The organism is Companilactobacillus bobalius (genome assembly GCF_009764355.1).
Map to the genome: position 1 here is coordinate 26,760 of NZ_LNUA01000010.1, position 16,108 is coordinate 42,867.

Genomic DNA, 16,108 nt, shown 5'->3' on the forward strand with positions numbered 1-16,108 from the left:
ACGTATTGTAATAATGTGTTTAAACAAATATATAGCTTTTTATTTATGGAGGAAATAGTCATGAAACCCTTATATTTAAAGTTTACAGATGATGAAATTATTTATTCCGACAATAAAGATCTAACTGATCAACAAAGTTATAAGCTTAATCCTGGACAAGAGTTAAAAGAAAATTTTCAGGATTTTGCAAAAAATCTTTCGACTCCAATCGATTCTTTGATACTTACAAATACACATGAAAGTTTACTAAATAAAAATTTAATTACCTATAATGGCCAAACGATCGATTGTCGCAATGATTTGGAAAATATCTTCCACGTTCCAGTAGTCAATATGGAAGACATCCGCAAAGATGGTCTGGCTTTGGCCATTCACAATGCGATTAGTTACTCCGGCTGGCACTTGGACTACAACCATTTGGATCACGACAAACGTCAATACGGTCAAGAATCCATGCAAACAATCGGTAATGGCTTTTTAGGTTTAAGGGGTACTTACTTAGAAGCCAAAGCTAATGACGACAATTATCCTGCCACGTATGTTGCTGGCGTCTTCAATCAATTATCTACTCCAATCAATGGCCGTGAAGTTATCAATGAAGACCTCGTTAACCTGCCAAATTCCCAATATATCAGCTTTAAAGTAGATGAAGGTGACTATCTTAGAATCAAAGATGATTTGGTTCAGGAATCCGTACGTTCTCTAGACATGAAACATGGAATTTTAACAATTTCTACTATTATAAAGTTGGATGATGGCAAAGAATTGAAAGTAGTTGCTAAAAAATTGGCCGACCTGAAAAATTATCACGATTACTACCTTCAATATTCTGTCACACCCCTGAATTTCTATGGCAAAATAACTTTATTGACTCAAACAGACGCTTCAGTTGTGAACAGCAATGTCGCTAGATATCGTAATTTGGCCAATAAACACTTAGTCGTCGACAATATTGAAAACAACGACAAAGAAATACTAATGCTAGCTCACACTAACCAATCTCAAATTGATTTAGCTATTAAGACTAATATTTCCTATCCTGATATCGACAATGCTCAATATTATATGGAGAATAAATCTGAGGTAGCTAGCCAATTTATTGCTTTTAATGTCAAACCAAACCACACTTACACTCTAGAAAAGGCCGTCAGCATTTTCACTTCACTTGAAACCAACCCTGACATGATTGACACCGCCAGAAATCACAAATTCATCCCTACCTTTGCAGGTGCTCAAGAAGCATCAAAAGAGGCTTGGCACGATGTTTGGAAGAAAGAAAATATCATTGTTTCTGGGGACGTTACTGCACAAAAGTTATTACATTTGAATTGTTTCAGTATGACGATTGCTGCACAAGAACTTGCTAACAAACATTTAGATGTTTCAGTCGGTTCCAGAGGCCTAACTGGTGAAGGTTATCGTGGACATATTTTCTGGGATGAACTCTTTGATATGAACTTCTATCTCCTACACTATCCAGAATTGGTTAAAAACTTAATGATGTATCGCTATAACCGTTTAGATGCCGCCGAAGAATATGCCGCAGCTAGCGATTACAAAGGAGCTATGTTCCCATGGCAAAGTGGCATGTATGGTGACGAACAATCACAAGAAGTTCACCTAAATCCCATGACTAACACTTGGGACCCTGACAATTCTAGAAAACAACGTCACGTTTCCTTAGCCGTAGCCTATAATGTTCTAAATTATTACAACGCTACCCAAGATGAAGCTTTCATGAGTCAATATGGATTGGAAATGCTTTTTGATATTGCTGAATTCTGGATTAGTATGTCCAAATTTGATCCTGACACTGGAAAGTACACAATCTCCGATGTCATGGGACCAGATGAATTCCACGAAAATTATCCTGGTGATACTGATAACCAAGGCTTAAAGAACAATGCTTATACAAATATCATGGTCAGTTGGTTCTTCAAGAAACTTGCAAAATTAATTGAAGATGAACCTGCTAAAGTAATCGATGATAATCTCAAGAGAACTAATTTCACCCAAGAGAACATCAAAGATCTGAATAATATCAGACACAACCTCAAATTAGACTTCAGTGGTGACATTCTTGGTCAATTTGAAGGTTACTTTGATCTCAAGGAAATCGACTTTAACAAGTATCGTCAACAATATGGCAATATTTCTAGAATGGACCGAATTCTCAAAGCCCATCATGATTCTCCTGATAATTACCAAATTGCTAAACAAGCTGACACTTTAATGGCCCTATTTAATATTCGTGAGAGTGCCTTTCTAAAAATTATGCTTGATTTAGATTATCCAATTGTTAACCCTAATAAATTTATTCATGACAATATTAAATACTATATTGCCAGAACAACCCATGGCTCCACTCTTTCTCGAATCGTTTACTCAATGTTGATGCTTAAAATCGGTGAAGACAAACAAGCTTGGAAACTATTCTACGAAGCACTTACTAGCGACTACTATGACATTCAAGGTGGTACGACTGCCGAAGGTATCCATTTAGGTGTTATGGGTGCAACATTAAATGTCGTTACCTCCTACTTTGCTGGTGTAGACTATCGCGGCAAGATGCTTGAAGTTAATCCACACATGCCAAAGCAATGGGAAGAAGTAGATTTTCAAATGACTTTTAGGGATGTCAATTTCAAATTCAGAGTTACTGACAATACTTTTATCGTAACGACTGATAAGGATACGGAAATCAAATTTCTTAACCAAAAATTACCATTAACCGCTAACCAAGAGATTCAATTGACTTACTAAATAACAATAAACAAGCTATACCAACTGTAATTGGAGTTCTTTTACGGTCAGTATGGCTTGTTTTACTTATACGCTTACACCCAGATGTGACAAGTTACTCAAAAATAACTTAATCTTTCGGTTCTACCCCCTTACCAATCAAAAATAAAATGATAGAATATTCATAATCTTTATGGAGGGGTTTAGACATATGATAGATCTGACTAACGGCAGACCTATAAAAGTTATTTTTCTGTATACCATACCTTTGCTATTAGGTAACTTTTTCCAACAATTCTATAGCTTTATTGATACCTTAATTGTTGGTAAAACTATCAGTGTCAATGCTTTAGCCAGCGTTGGTGCGACAGGGGGATTAACAGCACTAGTCATTGGATTTGCTCAAGGGATGACCAGTGGTTTAACTATTTTAACCGCAAGAAAATATGGAGCCAACGATGAGGCTGGTGTAAGACAAAGTTTTGCTTCAGGAATCATCATTTCTCTATTTATCATCGTTGTTTTTACAACGATTGCTCTTTTAGTAGCTTATCCACTGCTTGTCGCCATGCAAACACCTAAAGTGTTGCTACATGACTCATTTATCTTTTTGGAGATTATCTTTGCAGGAATCTTTTCTTTTGTAGGCTTTGATTTTTTGGGAAACACAATGCGAGCACTTGGAGATTCAAGAGTGCCTCTATTCTTTTTAATCGTAAGTACAGTTTTAAACATTCTTTTAGAGTTAGTGTTCATTCTCTATTTGAAGATGGGCGTAGCTGGTGCTGGTTTAGCCACTGTTGTTGCGCAAACAATCACTTTTGTAATTCTTTATTTCTACATTAGAAAACACATCCCATATTTAATTTTAACCCGTGATGATTTCAAAATTGATATGGACGAAATCAAGGAATTGTTAAAAATTAGTTTGCCAATGGGCTTTCAATCTTCCATCATCGCTATTGGTTCAATCATTCTACAATTCATGCTCAACACCTTAGGTGCCAATGCGGTTGCTGCATACACGGTTGCAGGAAGAGTTGAACAAATTGCCACCTTACCAGCCTTTAGTTTTGGTTTGGCTCTAGTTAACTTCACTGCTCAAAATATGGGTGCTAAGAAATTTGATCGTATCTTGAAGGGTGTCAAAGATGGAATTTTAGTCTCAGTAATTTCTAGTCTTGTCATCGGAATCTTTTTGATTTTCTTTGGTCAATCAATTTCTCATCTATTCATGAATGGTAGTGAAACAAAAGTTTTGAATTTGATTCAAATTTACTACTACTTCAATGGTTCGACCTACTTTATCTTGTCAATTCTCTTCATTGTCAGATATACATTACAAGGATTGGGCAATCAAAAAGCACCAACAATTGCAGGTATTGCCGAACTATTAATGAGAGTCTTTGCTGGTGTCGTTCTTATCCGTATCTTCGGATTCTACGGTGCTGCCATGGCTAATCCACTGGCTTGGACCGGTTCAGTATTGGTATTAGTAAGTACTTGGAATATCGAGATTAAGAAACTGAAAAATATGAAGAACCTTCTGAATCACGAGGAAACAGCTTCAGAATAGCTAATTTCTTACCTAGTTGTGGTTAAAAATTCCGTCCTCCACAACAAGAAAATTTGGCTGGAACGCCATGGGCCGACTTGGAGCTAATTATTTTACACTTCGTGCAAAATAATGGATCTTCAAATTTGGCCTTTATCTAAGCAATAAATTGCTAAGATAAATCTCATGGCTGAGCCAATTTTCTTGTTGTTCCGGACTAAATCCGGCTTTGTTTCTTAGATGTTTTAAAACCTAAATAGGAACTGCATCTATATTAGTCAATATCGATATGGTGTTCTGAGCTAGTTTTCTTTTCTAACTTAGGGAGGATAACCTTCAAGACACCATTGTCATAGTTAGCTTTGATGTTCTCAACGTCGGCTGCTGGTAAGTGATATTGTCTCATGAAGCGGCCACTTGTGCGTTCGGACATAATCATGTCGCCGTTCTTATCGTTATGATCATTAAAGCTGTCGCGACGGCCACTAACGGTCAAAACATCATCTTGATAATTGATGTCGATATTCTTCTTATCAAAAGCTGGCATATCAATATGTACTTCATAATCTTTATCTGTTTCTTTAATGTCAGTCTTCAAATTAGAACCTTCTAAAGCACTATCTTCGAATAATGATGGAAAACTAGTCATCCATTTGTCTCCATTGAAAAAGTCTCTCATTAAATTGTTACGATTCATAATTTCATTTACCATAAATAATTAACTCCTTTTTAAAAGAATAAATTTGTTTTTTAGCACTCATCGAGTACGAGTGCTAATGGAACTCCAAAAAAATAAGCTTAAAGCGTTAGTCAATATCGATGTGATGTCCAGAATCTACTTCCTTATTTATCTTTGGAAGAGTGATTTCCAAAACACCTTTGTTATATGTAGCTTTGATATTATCTTGATCAACTTGTGGCAATCTGTATTGTCTCATGAAATGACCACTTGAACGTTCAGACATAATTACATCACCATTTTTATCATTATGATCAGTGAAACTGTCACGGTGACCACTAATAGTTAAAACATTATTATCATACGTAATATCAATGTTCTTCTTATCAACTGCGGGAAGATCAACGTGTACTTCATAATTTTGATTATTTTCTTTAATATCAGTCTTTAATGTTGAATCTTCGGGAAAATTATTGTCAAATATAGATGGAAAACTATTCATCCAAGAGTCACTATTAAACCAGTTTCTCATTAAATCGTTACGGTCCATAATTTCATTTGCCATATTTTATTACTTCCTTTCCCTTAATTACAAATACAGTATAAAACCTGAATTATGGAAGTTCAAGAATTTAGCACTCTTAATTAACGAGTGCTAATTTTAGCAAAAAGTAAGTAAAAAATAACCGTATATTATGTGATACAATTAACTTAGTAAAGAAGAGGATGTTAAGATGACTAAATTAGTTATGAAACGTATTTACGACAAAGATTTACCAGCAGGGTATCGTGTGCTGGTAGATCGGCTTTGGCCACGTGGTATGTCTAAAGTACGTGCAGACCTTGACTTATGGGCAAAAGAGATAGCCCCATCAGCAGAATTGCGTAAGTGGTTTGGACATGATCCTGAAAAATATTTAGAATTTAAGAACAAATATTTAGATGAGATTAACAATAATCCATATACCAAAGAATTTCTAAAGTCCTTAAAAGAGGCTCTTCAAACACAAGACGTACTGATACTATATAGTGCAAAAGATGAAGAACATAATGACGCTGTAGTGCTAATGGAATATCTAAATTCGAATATTTAAGTATTGTAGATTGGTTGGCTAACAATTATGGAAGAATTTGATTTGCAATCTTTATTATCTAGTAGTGATAAGTTATTGATTCATCTGTTGCAATCATATGCACAGACCAATGATATAGCTATTTTTGTGTTAAACAATGAGGATCATTTACAGGCTGGAATTTTTGGTAAACTAACGAGGAAAACTGAATTAACACGGGTAAATAAAACTAGAGACTTATCTAAGTTGAGTATTAACAAATGTAAGTATGATATGGAATATGCTGATGCACCGTTGCGTATTTCTATAATCAATCAACGAATAGGAAAAATTTGTGTTGCTCAGGATATTTTGAAAAATACTGATCCGAGTAATATTGTAGTAATTCAAAAATTACAGCAACAAGTTGAATATTTAAGATATTTATTTGAGAGTGTATCAAAGCTGATCATCAAGGAGAGAGGAATTGATGATTTCATAATTAAATATTCACTAGATGTCGACGAAGCTATCGATGATCTCGAAAATGATGAGAGTGGTGCATTGAAGAGAATCAGACATCTGTCGACTTCAAATGAATCGATTATTTCTGCAATTGAGTTTATTGATAATAATTTAGATAAGCGTTTAACACTTGATCAAGTATCGGGCAAAGTTTATTTGTCGGATTATTATTTCAGTAAACTGTTTAAGAGGGAAACAGGTTTGAGTTTTTCGGTGTATTTGAATGCCCGAAAAATTCAAAAAGCCATGATTCTCTTAAAGGAATCAGATAACAGTATTAATGAAATTTCGGATGCATTAGGTTTTACTAGATTGAGCTACTTTAGTCAGACGTTCAAAAAGTACACTGGCTATGCACCGACGAAATATCGTATTGATGGAAAAGAGTAATAAAAATGTAGGGGGCATTCTTACTAATGCTTCCTGCATTTTTTGTTTACCCTGATAATTATTTCAATGTGTAAGCGATAACTAGACGTGTGTACAGGATTTATGCACAAATTATCTTTTTTTATGAAAAAAATTGTAGTAAAATTTAGGCTTAATGTAAATTACTTGTTTTTGTGTAATTTAAGGAGAGATATTTATGAAAAATGTCTTTAAGAAGGAATCCGTCGACACTTATATCAAGGCGGATTCGAGATTAACAAAGAGTTTAGGGGCAAGGGATCTCTTGTCACTTGGGATTGGAGCCGTAATCGGAACTGGTATTTTTATCTTACCAGGACATGAAGCGGCGTTACATGCCGGTCCAGCGGTGGCAATAGCATTCTTGATTGCTGCACTGGTCTCTGGCTTAGTCGGCATGGCTTATGCTGAATTTTCTTCGGCAATGCCTGTCGCAGGTTCGGCTTATTCATTTGGTTCCATTATTTACGGTGAAATAGTCGGCTGGATTCTAGGTTGGGCTTTGATTTTGGAATACTTCTTAACCGTTTCAGCGGAAGCAGTTGGTTTTGCTTCATATTTTAACAACAATATTTTGGGAGCTTTTGGAGTACATCTACCTAAGTTCTTATCGGCAGGTCCTCTGGAAGGTGGTGGAATCAATATTTCAGCCACATTGATCGTCTTATTGATTGCTATCATCATTTCCCACGGTGCCAGTCTTTCTAAGAAAGTTGAAAACGTTGCGGTTGTTATCAAAGTAGCGATTATCGTCCTCTTCGTTGTGGTCGGTTTCTTCTATATTAAGACTAGCAATTATGTGCCATTCTATCCTAAACAGTTCCATACTGAACCCTTTGGTTTAGGTGGAATCTCGACAGCTTGTGCTACAGTCTTCTTTGCTTTCGTTGGATTCGATGCTTTGGCAGCCAATTCAGCGGAGACCATTAATCCGAAAAAGGATATGGTTAAAGGAATTCTAGGAACAGTTATTGTCGCAGTAATCTTGTACGTTTCCTTCTCACTTGTTTTAACCGGAATCGTCAATTATAAGGACTTAAACGTTGATGATCCAGCCGCTTATGCGTTGAAAGTCGTACATCTCGATACTTGGAATAAACTGATCACCATTGGCGCCTTAGTTGGTATCTTCACATCATTGTTGACGATGTTCTTTGGTGGATCTCGTCTAGTTTACGCTTTGGGCCGCGATGGATTGTTGCCTAAGAAAATGGGACAAGTCGACTTCAAATATTCAGTTCCAAAGAATGCCATTTTAGTAGCGACAGTAGTTCAAGCTTTCTTTGCCGGCTTGGTACCATTGACTGAATTAACATCATTGATCAATGCCGGAACCTTGTTGGCCTTCGTCTTTATTTCTTTCGGTATTATTCCGTTACGTCATCGTAAAGACATTCCTAATACAGGTTTCAAGATGCCTTGGTATCCATTCCTACCAATTTTTGCTGGAGTAGCTAGTTTATACTTCTTATTGATGTTGCCAGCTATTTCTAAAATCAGTGTTGGAATTTGGATCTTGATTGGAATCGTCGTTTACTTCACTTACAGTTTGAAACATTCAAAATTGCAAAATAAAAAATAGCTTCCTGACGGAGGCTATTTTTTCTTGCTCTTGGGAGCTTTATTGTTGTTGATTATATGAATAATTAGGGTAACGATGATGGCACCAACTAAAACACCTACGAAGACAAGATTAGGTATTTCGATGTCAATTGCTGGAATCGACAAGAATAATTTTACCGAAATGAACATGATCAAGAAGTAAGCCATACCGTTTAGTTCAGGAATCTTACTCATCAAGCCCATGATTAGTTCAGCGATACCTCTCATAGCTAAGATACCGATCATACCACCAATTAAGACGATAACCGGATTACTAGAAATAGCCAATGAGGCCAAAACAGAATCAATTGAGAAGACGATATCCATTAATTCAATTGAGATAACGACTTGCCAGAATCTGGAAATGTGAAGATGCTTTTCTAGAGCATTCTCTTTTTTAGGTTCAGTTGGAACCTCAACTTTTTTATTCTTACTGAAGAAAAAGTGATTTAAGAAGAGATAGAACAAGTAGGCGGCACCAAAGACTTTGATCCACCAGAAATTAATCAAGTAGACCCCGACACCGATAACTAAGAATCTAAAGATGTAAGCACCGAATAGTCCGTAAAATAGTGACTTTTCCTGTTCAACTTTGTTAGGTAGTGATTGTGTTTGAGCGGCCAAAACTACCGCGTTGTCGACTGACAACATACACTCCATGACTACCAATGATAAGATAACTAACCAATCTTCCCCCGATTCAATAACAGTTGCCCAGTTATGAAGATCAAAGAATGGACCGTACATATTTATTAATGCATTCAATCAGTATTCCTTGCTTTCTATTTGTATTGTTGGGTAAATGATACCAGATTAGAGGATCGATTTACAATTAAGGTTTGAAAAAGAAAATGGAAGTATACTTCCATTTTGATATAAGGAGTAAATAAAAAAAGCAGTTCCCTCATTTTCGAAGAAACTGCTCTTTAACTTTTAAGCGGTTGGTACAAATGTTGTATAGATTAACCAAATATTCAAAATAGTTAGCACCACTGCAACAAAGTAACCTAGATATTCAATAAATTTATTATTGGCAAATTCACCCATAAGTTTCTTGTTACTGGAGAATCTGATCAATGGAAAAATTGAAAATGGTAAAGCGACACTCAAGAATACTTGTGACAATGTCAAAAGTGATTCGATCTTAGCTTCGTTACCATGGAAAATAATGGCAAACGAGATAACTGGAATAATGGATAGAAGACGAGTAATAACACGTCTTGCCCATAGTTTCATCTTCATGTGGATGAAACCTTCCATAACAATTTGTCCGGAAAGTGTACCAGTGATAGTTGAGTTTTGACCAGATGCCAATAGGGCAACGGCAAACAAAATACTTAGTACGGGACTAGCAACTGCACCAGCAACCTTTGGATTTTGAAGGGCGTTAAATAGATCAACGAAACGTCCCAAATCACTATTTGTACCATAGAACAATGCGGCACCAAGTAGTAATAGTAAAGTATTAACGACAAAGGCTAATGTTAATTGGATATTTGAATCCCAAGTTGAAAATCTAACGGCTTGATGAACACTCTTTGGATCATCACGGTCATATTTTCTAGCTTGTGAAATAGATGAGTGCAAGTACAAATTATGAGGCATAACTGTTGCACCAACAATACCTAATGATAGATAAAGCATACTCTGATTTTGTAAAATTTTAGGTTCGGGGATGAATCCAACCATCATTTGACCAACATCTGGTTTAGCCAAAATAACTTCGTACAAGAAGACTAATAGAATAACCATAATAAGTGTGGCTACGATAGCTTCAATTTTTCTGAATCCTAGTTTCATCAAGACCAATAGTAATAGAACATCAAAAGCCGTGATGATAACACCCCATAATACCGGTATATTAAATAGCAATTTCAAGGCAATCGCTGAACCGATAATTTCGGCGATATCGGTTGCCATGATAGCCAATTCGGTGATGATCCATAAACAGAATCCTCCGACTCGACTAGTTCGATCTCTCGTTAGTTGTGCCAAATCTCTTCCGGTCACGATACCTAGTTTAGCTGACATGTATTGTAGTAGCATCGCAATTAAACTAGAAATCAAGATAACGGATAGTAATTTGTACTTAAATTGGGCACCACCGGCGATAGATGTTACCCAGTTACCGGGATCCATGTAACCCACGGCGACCAAAGCACCTGGTCCACTATATGCTAACAAGGTTTTAAAGAAACCTGCGTCTGTCGGAACATCAACGGTATCATTAATTTCTTCCAAGGAAGGACCGTTAGCGTAATGAATTAGGCTTTCGTGTTTTTTATTTTTTTCACTCAAGCTGTTCTCCCCCTTTTTATTCTCAACATATAATATCATGTTAGAGGTGTCTTTTAAACCCAGTAAACTTAATAATTAGGACAACTTAACAAAATAATACTAAAAGCCGTGTTTTCTAGGGATAGATGGTGACATGGGATAATAATTTTGTGCCAATTATATTAATAATAAACAAATATTTATGTGTAAATGCATAATTTTACGTTTCTAATACGCAACTTCATGTATTTATCACATTGTTACGATACAATATAAGTGTAATGGAAATGGTAGGGAACAATATTTTAAATTTTTAGAAAAGGGATAAAGTCAAATGAATGTAATTTTAATAATAGTTGATATCATCTTTTTCCTTGGTGCAGCCTTCAATGTGTATTGGCAGTCCCAAATTGAAATCAAGTCAATTTATAAGGTTTCATCGCTGATTTTTGCGGCTTTCATTGGGGCATGGCTACTTTTCTCACCAACAAATCAATTATCTTACATCATCATGGTTGCTTTATTCATGTTACTTAACATTATGAATGGTGTTGGAGGAATTGGTTCGAAGAAAATCGTCATCAATGGATTCTATTCGGGCGTTTTGGATTACTCGCAGATCATTCACGTAACTTTGATACCAATCGAGTTGCAAGGTAGTAAACCAAAAGTAGCAGTTATTTTTAACACGAAGAGACCACAACAAGTGGAAATGAATTTTAATACGTCATATAAAGAGATTCAAAAATTCTTAGATAAAAAGTTATCCAATGAAGTTTCAGTTGAAGTTGGACAAATATAGAAATGGAAGAGACCTCGTTTGAGGTCTTTTTTAGTTGGTAAATATGTCGTCTTCCACAAAAAATCTGTGGGCCGCTGGAACGTAGCGGACGCGACTTGAAGCTAATGATTTTTTGTTCCAGACTGGATTCTGCTTCTAAATTTAGAATTAAAAAACGACGTCTATTCAGGAATCTCAATTCACTTTAATTTTGTGGATTGATTAATCTGAATGGACGTCGTTTATTTTAATAGCCGTATCTTATATTTGATAATTGAGTTAATTTTTGTAATTTAGATTGTTGTTCTTCTGTTAATGAGATTTTGTTCTTATGAAGTGCGTTAGAAATTGATATGTTCATCCTACTTAAGATGTAGGGAACGGCTGATTCTCTTTTTTCTAGTTCATCTTTGAATTCGATTAGTACCTCTTGTAAAGGTTGTCTGTTGGCATCGGTATTTAAATTATTAAGTAAGTCATCGATGATAGCAATTGCTTCATCACCACGATCTTTGCCACCAGCAAACCAAGTTAGTTTAGCCATTTGTTTTGTCACCTCCTTTATAAGAAAAATAGGGTTGTCGATATTATATTCAATAATTGATGTGAAAGGATATTACTGTAAATATTCTTAGTTTTTTCGAAGATAGTTGTGAGGAAGGTGCTGGTATGGTAAATCGTATTTTCTGGCAATGCGGATTAACACGTATAAGATAGCTCCAAACATAATTAGTGTAAAGACGATATTGCCTGATTTTGAGACCATGGTTAAGGCATTTAGCTGTATAAATATCGGTAATAGTAAAAGGAGTATTAGTTGGATTATTTTTTGCGGCATGATATCTCCCTGTGTTGTTAAGAAATTTTAGAGCCAATTAAAGAGTGAACCAAGTCCCAAGATGATAAAAATGATTGCGAGTATAAATGAGAACCAAATTGCCATCGGTGAAAATGCTGATGTGGATTTGCCACCTGATGTTTTGAGAGTTTTGAAATAATTTATCGTTGCGAAAAACTGCCAGATACCAATAATAATGAATAGTGTGCTAAATATGTTTTTCATAATATTCACCCCGTATCATAATTGATTCTTTATACTGATAATCTTAACAACTGTGTGATTATTTAGAATTAAAATGTCTTGGATGGGGGGATTATATGTCTTGAAAGTGGTAAAAATAAAAGGGCTCAAGCGTGATTGCCCGAATCCTTTTTTCTTTAAATATTAGTGATGGATTGCAGTTTCTTTTTTAATTTAGTAGCTTTCCCCATAGAAAATTTTTTAGTGGTGCCATTCTTTAATAGAATTTGACGGGATGGAAAATCAATCTGTCTGATGTTGATTGGATTGATAAGACAGGAACGACTAATTCTAAATAAGAAAGTGTATTTCTTTTCTAAATCATTGAGTTTGCCATAGAATTCGTATTGACCATTATCGGATATAAAAATTAATTGGTGAGGAATTTTGGACGATTCGATTGAATAAACTTCATTTTGATTAAAATTAAATATTTGTGTTCCAATTTCAAAGACAAAGTTTTGCTGATGATATTCTAATGATTTTTTTATTAATTTTTCCACATAAGCAAGTGCGTCATAAATTTCGTCACGATAGGCTTCAAGGTCTTGTTGTTTCTCGATAAAACCAATGGCACCAACCTTTCGCTTGAGAGTTTCTGGTGCTAACTCCTCATGCGTAGTAGTAAAAATAATATTGGCTTCTACATCAAATTCTCGAATTCTTTTTGCCAAATCGATACCGTCAATTTTTGCTTGTAAGTCGATATCCAAAAAGTAAATTCCACGGTTAGGTTGGGATGTTCGTAAGTACTGAAGAATATCTCGAGGGCTTTGAGCGGTACGTTCAATTTCGAAGAAATTATTATGAAAGAGGAGATAGTTTTCAATCAGAGTATTGAGTTGTTTCAGCTCGATTGGATTATCTTCACAAATAATAATAGGATAACTCATTTTTTCCCTCCTGATTTTGTAATGGTAAATTGCATGCTGAACCAATTATTGCGGGTATTGTAGGAAACCAAAAGGTTTTTATACTTCTTTTTAATATCTTGGATGTTAATCATACCAAGCCCGTCATGATTCTTCTTGGAAGAAAAGCCATATTGTTCAATTTTAGAAACGGAAATGTGTTTGACAATAGTGTTCTTAATCGAGATTTCTAATTGTCCATCAGTGTTAATCAGGATAATTTGGATCTTGCCACTTGGTTGTTCTTTAACAGCTTCAATGGCATTATCAATACTAGCTCCCATTAGTCTTATGAGATCAAAAATATTAAGACGCACATTGTCGATATCACTTTTGCATTCAAAATAGCAGTCGATATTGTTAGATTTGATGGTTTTCAATTTACTGATCATAAGTGACTTAATATAGGGATTGGAGATGTATTCCAAATCTTTGAAGTCATCCATAGAAATGTTACTGAAGTATGTAGTCGAGTAACCCTCCAATTCTTTTAGTGAGCTTTTCAAGTCGTTGTTGTCATTGACGGTAGCAATTTCGTTTAAACTATTAAGAATGTTTTTGTAATCATGCCGAAATTTATGCATTTCTTTTTGGTCACTATCGAGTTGTTTAGTATAATCGCTTAAATTATCTAATTGTTCAGACATCAATTTCTTTTCGTAAATCTCTTTTTGACGGACATTCTCATGAATGAAAATGAAGGCAATGGCGATTCCTTGGACAATCAGAAAAATTAGAATACCTGTTGTTAAGTCTAAATAAGCTTTGAATTTTTGGATGAAATACATAAAGGCAAGTATGACCATAGAAGAATAGGTTAGAACTATGCTTAGGGATGGTGAACTGAAATTTTGAATGATACTATTCAACTTAAGCTTTTTAAAGATAAAAATGATTATTAGCAAAATAATAAGCTGAATCAAGAGCGTACCAGTTATTAATAATAAATCGTTTATTTTATAAACAAGATAGATTTTTGTAATAATAACGGAAGCAATTATTGAAGAAGTGAATTCGAATAGAAGTGCCAGCAATATGGAATTTACCAGGTAATATTTGTTAGAATTTTTGTTTCTTAAAGAGAAGTAAATGACTACTAGAAGCACTAAATAGACGGTGTCGTTGACAAATACGGCAATAAAAATGGCGGCAAAATAAAAGGCGGGAAGAAAGAGTATCTTTTTGTAAAGTGGAATTAATTTCATGTCATAAACAGAATTAAATGCTAAAAAATAAAAGAGATATGATATAAACATATTTAAAATAAACAATCGAGTATCCACAGTAATCAATGCTCATCACTCCCCCCCAGTGAAAAAAAGTATATTTATATCGTAACAATGAAAAGAGAAGTTGACCAATAACAAATTTTTCATTGAGGATGTTGATAACGGTATTTGAGGATGTTTTTCACAAAAAATCTGAAAACTGAATTAAAATTATTGTAAGAAGTGACCAAGAAAGGATTAATTATGCCTGATAAAAATGAAAAAGAAGAAGAGATTTTATTGAGTGAGCTTTATGATTTTGTTTTGAATCCTAATATTTCTGACGACGAACGTAAGATTGGACTCATGGCTAAAGCTGATTTGGAAAAGGGAAGATATACTGTAGCTGTCCTCAACCAAATAATTGTAAGTTTTCAACAGTTAGACTTAAAGAATAAAGGATTAACACCTGATGCTTCTCACTTTTATGATGTAGTAAATCCAATTTTGATCAAGATGAAACCTATTGGAACTAACTTGGGATATATAGGTTTTAACAGTAGTTATTTAAGTTAAGAATTGGGGGATATAAATGTTAAAAAGTCGGGAATCGCAACTAAACTATTTAATAACTTCATCATTGAACGATGAAGCTGTACAAAATAATGAAGAATTAACTGAAATTTTACGTAACGCACAATTCAAGTTAGGTAAAGGCGATGCTGAAAATATAGTGGCAACTAAATTGGAACATGCAATTAGTACTTATACATTTACGCATGGTTTAAAAGCGCCTAAATCAATTGTTGAACTATCAAAATTTTTGCAAAATGATGCTAACAAATATAAAGGATTTATGTCGATACTGACTTGGTTCGCTAACTAAATTACACACGGGGAGAGATGTCTATGCTAGATATAAAAACAACGAAGAAAGTTATTCACGAGTTATATGACGCTTTACATGAGCATCCAGATCAATCACCATATTTATTGAATATCACGGATGTATTAAGTCAGGTTTATATGAAATTGGATACAGTTGATAATCCTGAAGCTTGGTTAAGCAGACTGGTAAATTACATATATATGGAAGCTTTCGGTCGAGTTCATTTTTCTAGGGAAGAAGATAATCTTTTGATTGAGTTGGGCGACCTCTCAAAGAGATCGGGACTCAATGGTAGAAATCGAGCAAACTTTAATGATAAATCTCAATTTTACGGTTTGTTTGAAAAAATGCCTCGTCGTTAATGGATAGTAAAAATACTCTTAAAGTTAATAGACCTG

Annotated in this window: 16 protein-coding genes; 9 read left to right on the top strand and 7 right to left on the bottom strand. The window is 34.8% G+C overall.

Annotated elements, in window-relative coordinates; all coding sequences use genetic code 11:
* Window positions 1–60: 60 nt before the first annotated feature.
* Both ATN92_RS01640 and ATN92_RS01645 read left to right on the top strand, forming a co-directional pair.
* Window positions 61–2,763, top strand: a complete 2,703-nt coding sequence (locus ATN92_RS01640) for a glycoside hydrolase family 65 protein (RefSeq protein ID WP_056951861.1) — start codon at window positions 61–63, stop codon at window positions 2,761–2,763.
* Between the two features lie 172 nt (window positions 2,764–2,935).
* On the top strand, window positions 2,936–4,318 hold the full coding sequence (locus ATN92_RS01645; RefSeq protein WP_143444265.1) for an MATE family efflux transporter: 1,383 nt from the start codon (window positions 2,936–2,938) through the stop codon (window positions 4,316–4,318).
* 253 nt (window positions 4,319–4,571) lie between these two features.
* On the opposite strand, the gene ATN92_RS01650 is transcribed toward ATN92_RS01645, so the two are convergent.
* The gene (locus ATN92_RS01650; RefSeq protein ID WP_056954762.1) at window positions 4,572–5,009 is read right to left on the bottom strand and encodes an Hsp20/alpha crystallin family protein; all 438 of its coding nucleotides are present in this window, start codon (window positions 5,007–5,009) and stop codon (window positions 4,572–4,574) included.
* A gap of 94 nt (window positions 5,010–5,103) precedes the next feature.
* Entirely contained in the window at window positions 5,104–5,541 is a 438-nt protein-coding gene (locus tag ATN92_RS01655; RefSeq protein ID WP_056954760.1) for an Hsp20/alpha crystallin family protein, read from the bottom strand.
* 169 nt (window positions 5,542–5,710) lie between these two features.
* Between ATN92_RS01655 and ATN92_RS01660 the strand changes: the two genes are divergently transcribed.
* From ATN92_RS01660 to ATN92_RS01670, 3 genes are all read left to right on the top strand, one after another.
* Entirely contained in the window at window positions 5,711–6,070 is a 360-nt protein-coding gene (locus ATN92_RS01660) for a DUF488 domain-containing protein (protein WP_056954758.1), read from the top strand.
* 27 nt (window positions 6,071–6,097) lie between these two features.
* On the top strand, window positions 6,098–6,943 hold the full coding sequence (locus tag ATN92_RS01665; protein WP_056954756.1) for a helix-turn-helix transcriptional regulator: 846 nt from the start codon (window positions 6,098–6,100) through the stop codon (window positions 6,941–6,943).
* Window positions 6,944–7,139: 196 nt separating this feature from the next.
* The gene (locus ATN92_RS01670) at window positions 7,140–8,543 is read left to right on the top strand and encodes an APC family permease (RefSeq protein WP_025085911.1); all 1,404 of its coding nucleotides are present in this window, start codon (window positions 7,140–7,142) and stop codon (window positions 8,541–8,543) included.
* A 14-nt stretch (window positions 8,544–8,557) separates the two neighbouring features.
* Here ATN92_RS01670 and ATN92_RS01675 read toward each other — a convergent pair whose 3' ends face one another.
* Window positions 8,558–9,328, bottom strand: a complete 771-nt coding sequence (locus ATN92_RS01675; RefSeq protein WP_056954754.1) for a TerC family protein — start codon at window positions 9,326–9,328, stop codon at window positions 8,558–8,560.
* A gap of 168 nt (window positions 9,329–9,496) precedes the next feature.
* Window positions 9,497–10,900 (bottom strand): Nramp family divalent metal transporter, encoded by a 1,404-nt coding sequence (locus ATN92_RS01680; RefSeq protein ID WP_162255723.1) that lies wholly within the window; start codon window positions 10,898–10,900, stop codon window positions 9,497–9,499.
* 274 nt (window positions 10,901–11,174) lie between these two features.
* Here ATN92_RS01680 and ATN92_RS01685 point away from each other — a divergent pair, with 274 nt between their 5' ends.
* Complete coding sequence (locus tag ATN92_RS01685; RefSeq protein WP_056954750.1) at window positions 11,175–11,642, top strand: hypothetical protein; 468 nt, start codon at window positions 11,175–11,177, stop codon at window positions 11,640–11,642.
* 226 nt (window positions 11,643–11,868) lie between these two features.
* Here ATN92_RS01685 and ATN92_RS01690 read toward each other — a convergent pair whose 3' ends face one another.
* From ATN92_RS01690 to ATN92_RS01700, 3 genes are all read right to left on the bottom strand, one after another.
* On the bottom strand, window positions 11,869–12,165 hold the full coding sequence (locus ATN92_RS01690; RefSeq protein ID WP_056954748.1) for a bacteriocin immunity protein: 297 nt from the start codon (window positions 12,163–12,165) through the stop codon (window positions 11,869–11,871).
* A 674-nt stretch (window positions 12,166–12,839) separates the two neighbouring features.
* Complete coding sequence (locus ATN92_RS01695) at window positions 12,840–13,595, bottom strand: LytR/AlgR family response regulator transcription factor (protein ID WP_056954746.1); 756 nt, start codon at window positions 13,593–13,595, stop codon at window positions 12,840–12,842.
* Window positions 13,592–14,482, bottom strand: coding sequence for a sensor histidine kinase (locus ATN92_RS01700; protein ID WP_158106612.1), 891 nt, complete (start codon window positions 14,480–14,482; stop codon window positions 13,592–13,594). The genes ATN92_RS01695 and ATN92_RS01700 overlap by 4 nt, the downstream gene beginning before the upstream one ends.
* A gap of 600 nt (window positions 14,483–15,082) precedes the next feature.
* Here ATN92_RS01700 and ATN92_RS01705 point away from each other — a divergent pair.
* Genes ATN92_RS01705 through ATN92_RS01715 form a run of 3 tightly spaced genes read left to right on the top strand, consistent with a single transcriptional unit; the run spans window position 15,083 to window position 16,072 of the window.
* On the top strand, window positions 15,083–15,397 hold the full coding sequence (locus ATN92_RS01705; RefSeq protein ID WP_054642900.1) for a bacteriocin immunity family protein: 315 nt from the start codon (window positions 15,083–15,085) through the stop codon (window positions 15,395–15,397).
* Between the two features lie 16 nt (window positions 15,398–15,413).
* The gene (locus ATN92_RS01710) at window positions 15,414–15,707 is read left to right on the top strand and encodes a bacteriocin immunity protein (RefSeq protein ID WP_056954743.1); all 294 of its coding nucleotides are present in this window, start codon (window positions 15,414–15,416) and stop codon (window positions 15,705–15,707) included.
* A gap of 23 nt (window positions 15,708–15,730) precedes the next feature.
* Window positions 15,731–16,072, top strand: coding sequence for a bacteriocin immunity protein (locus tag ATN92_RS01715; protein ID WP_056954741.1), 342 nt, complete (start codon window positions 15,731–15,733; stop codon window positions 16,070–16,072).
* Window positions 16,073–16,108: the final 36 nt, after the last annotated feature.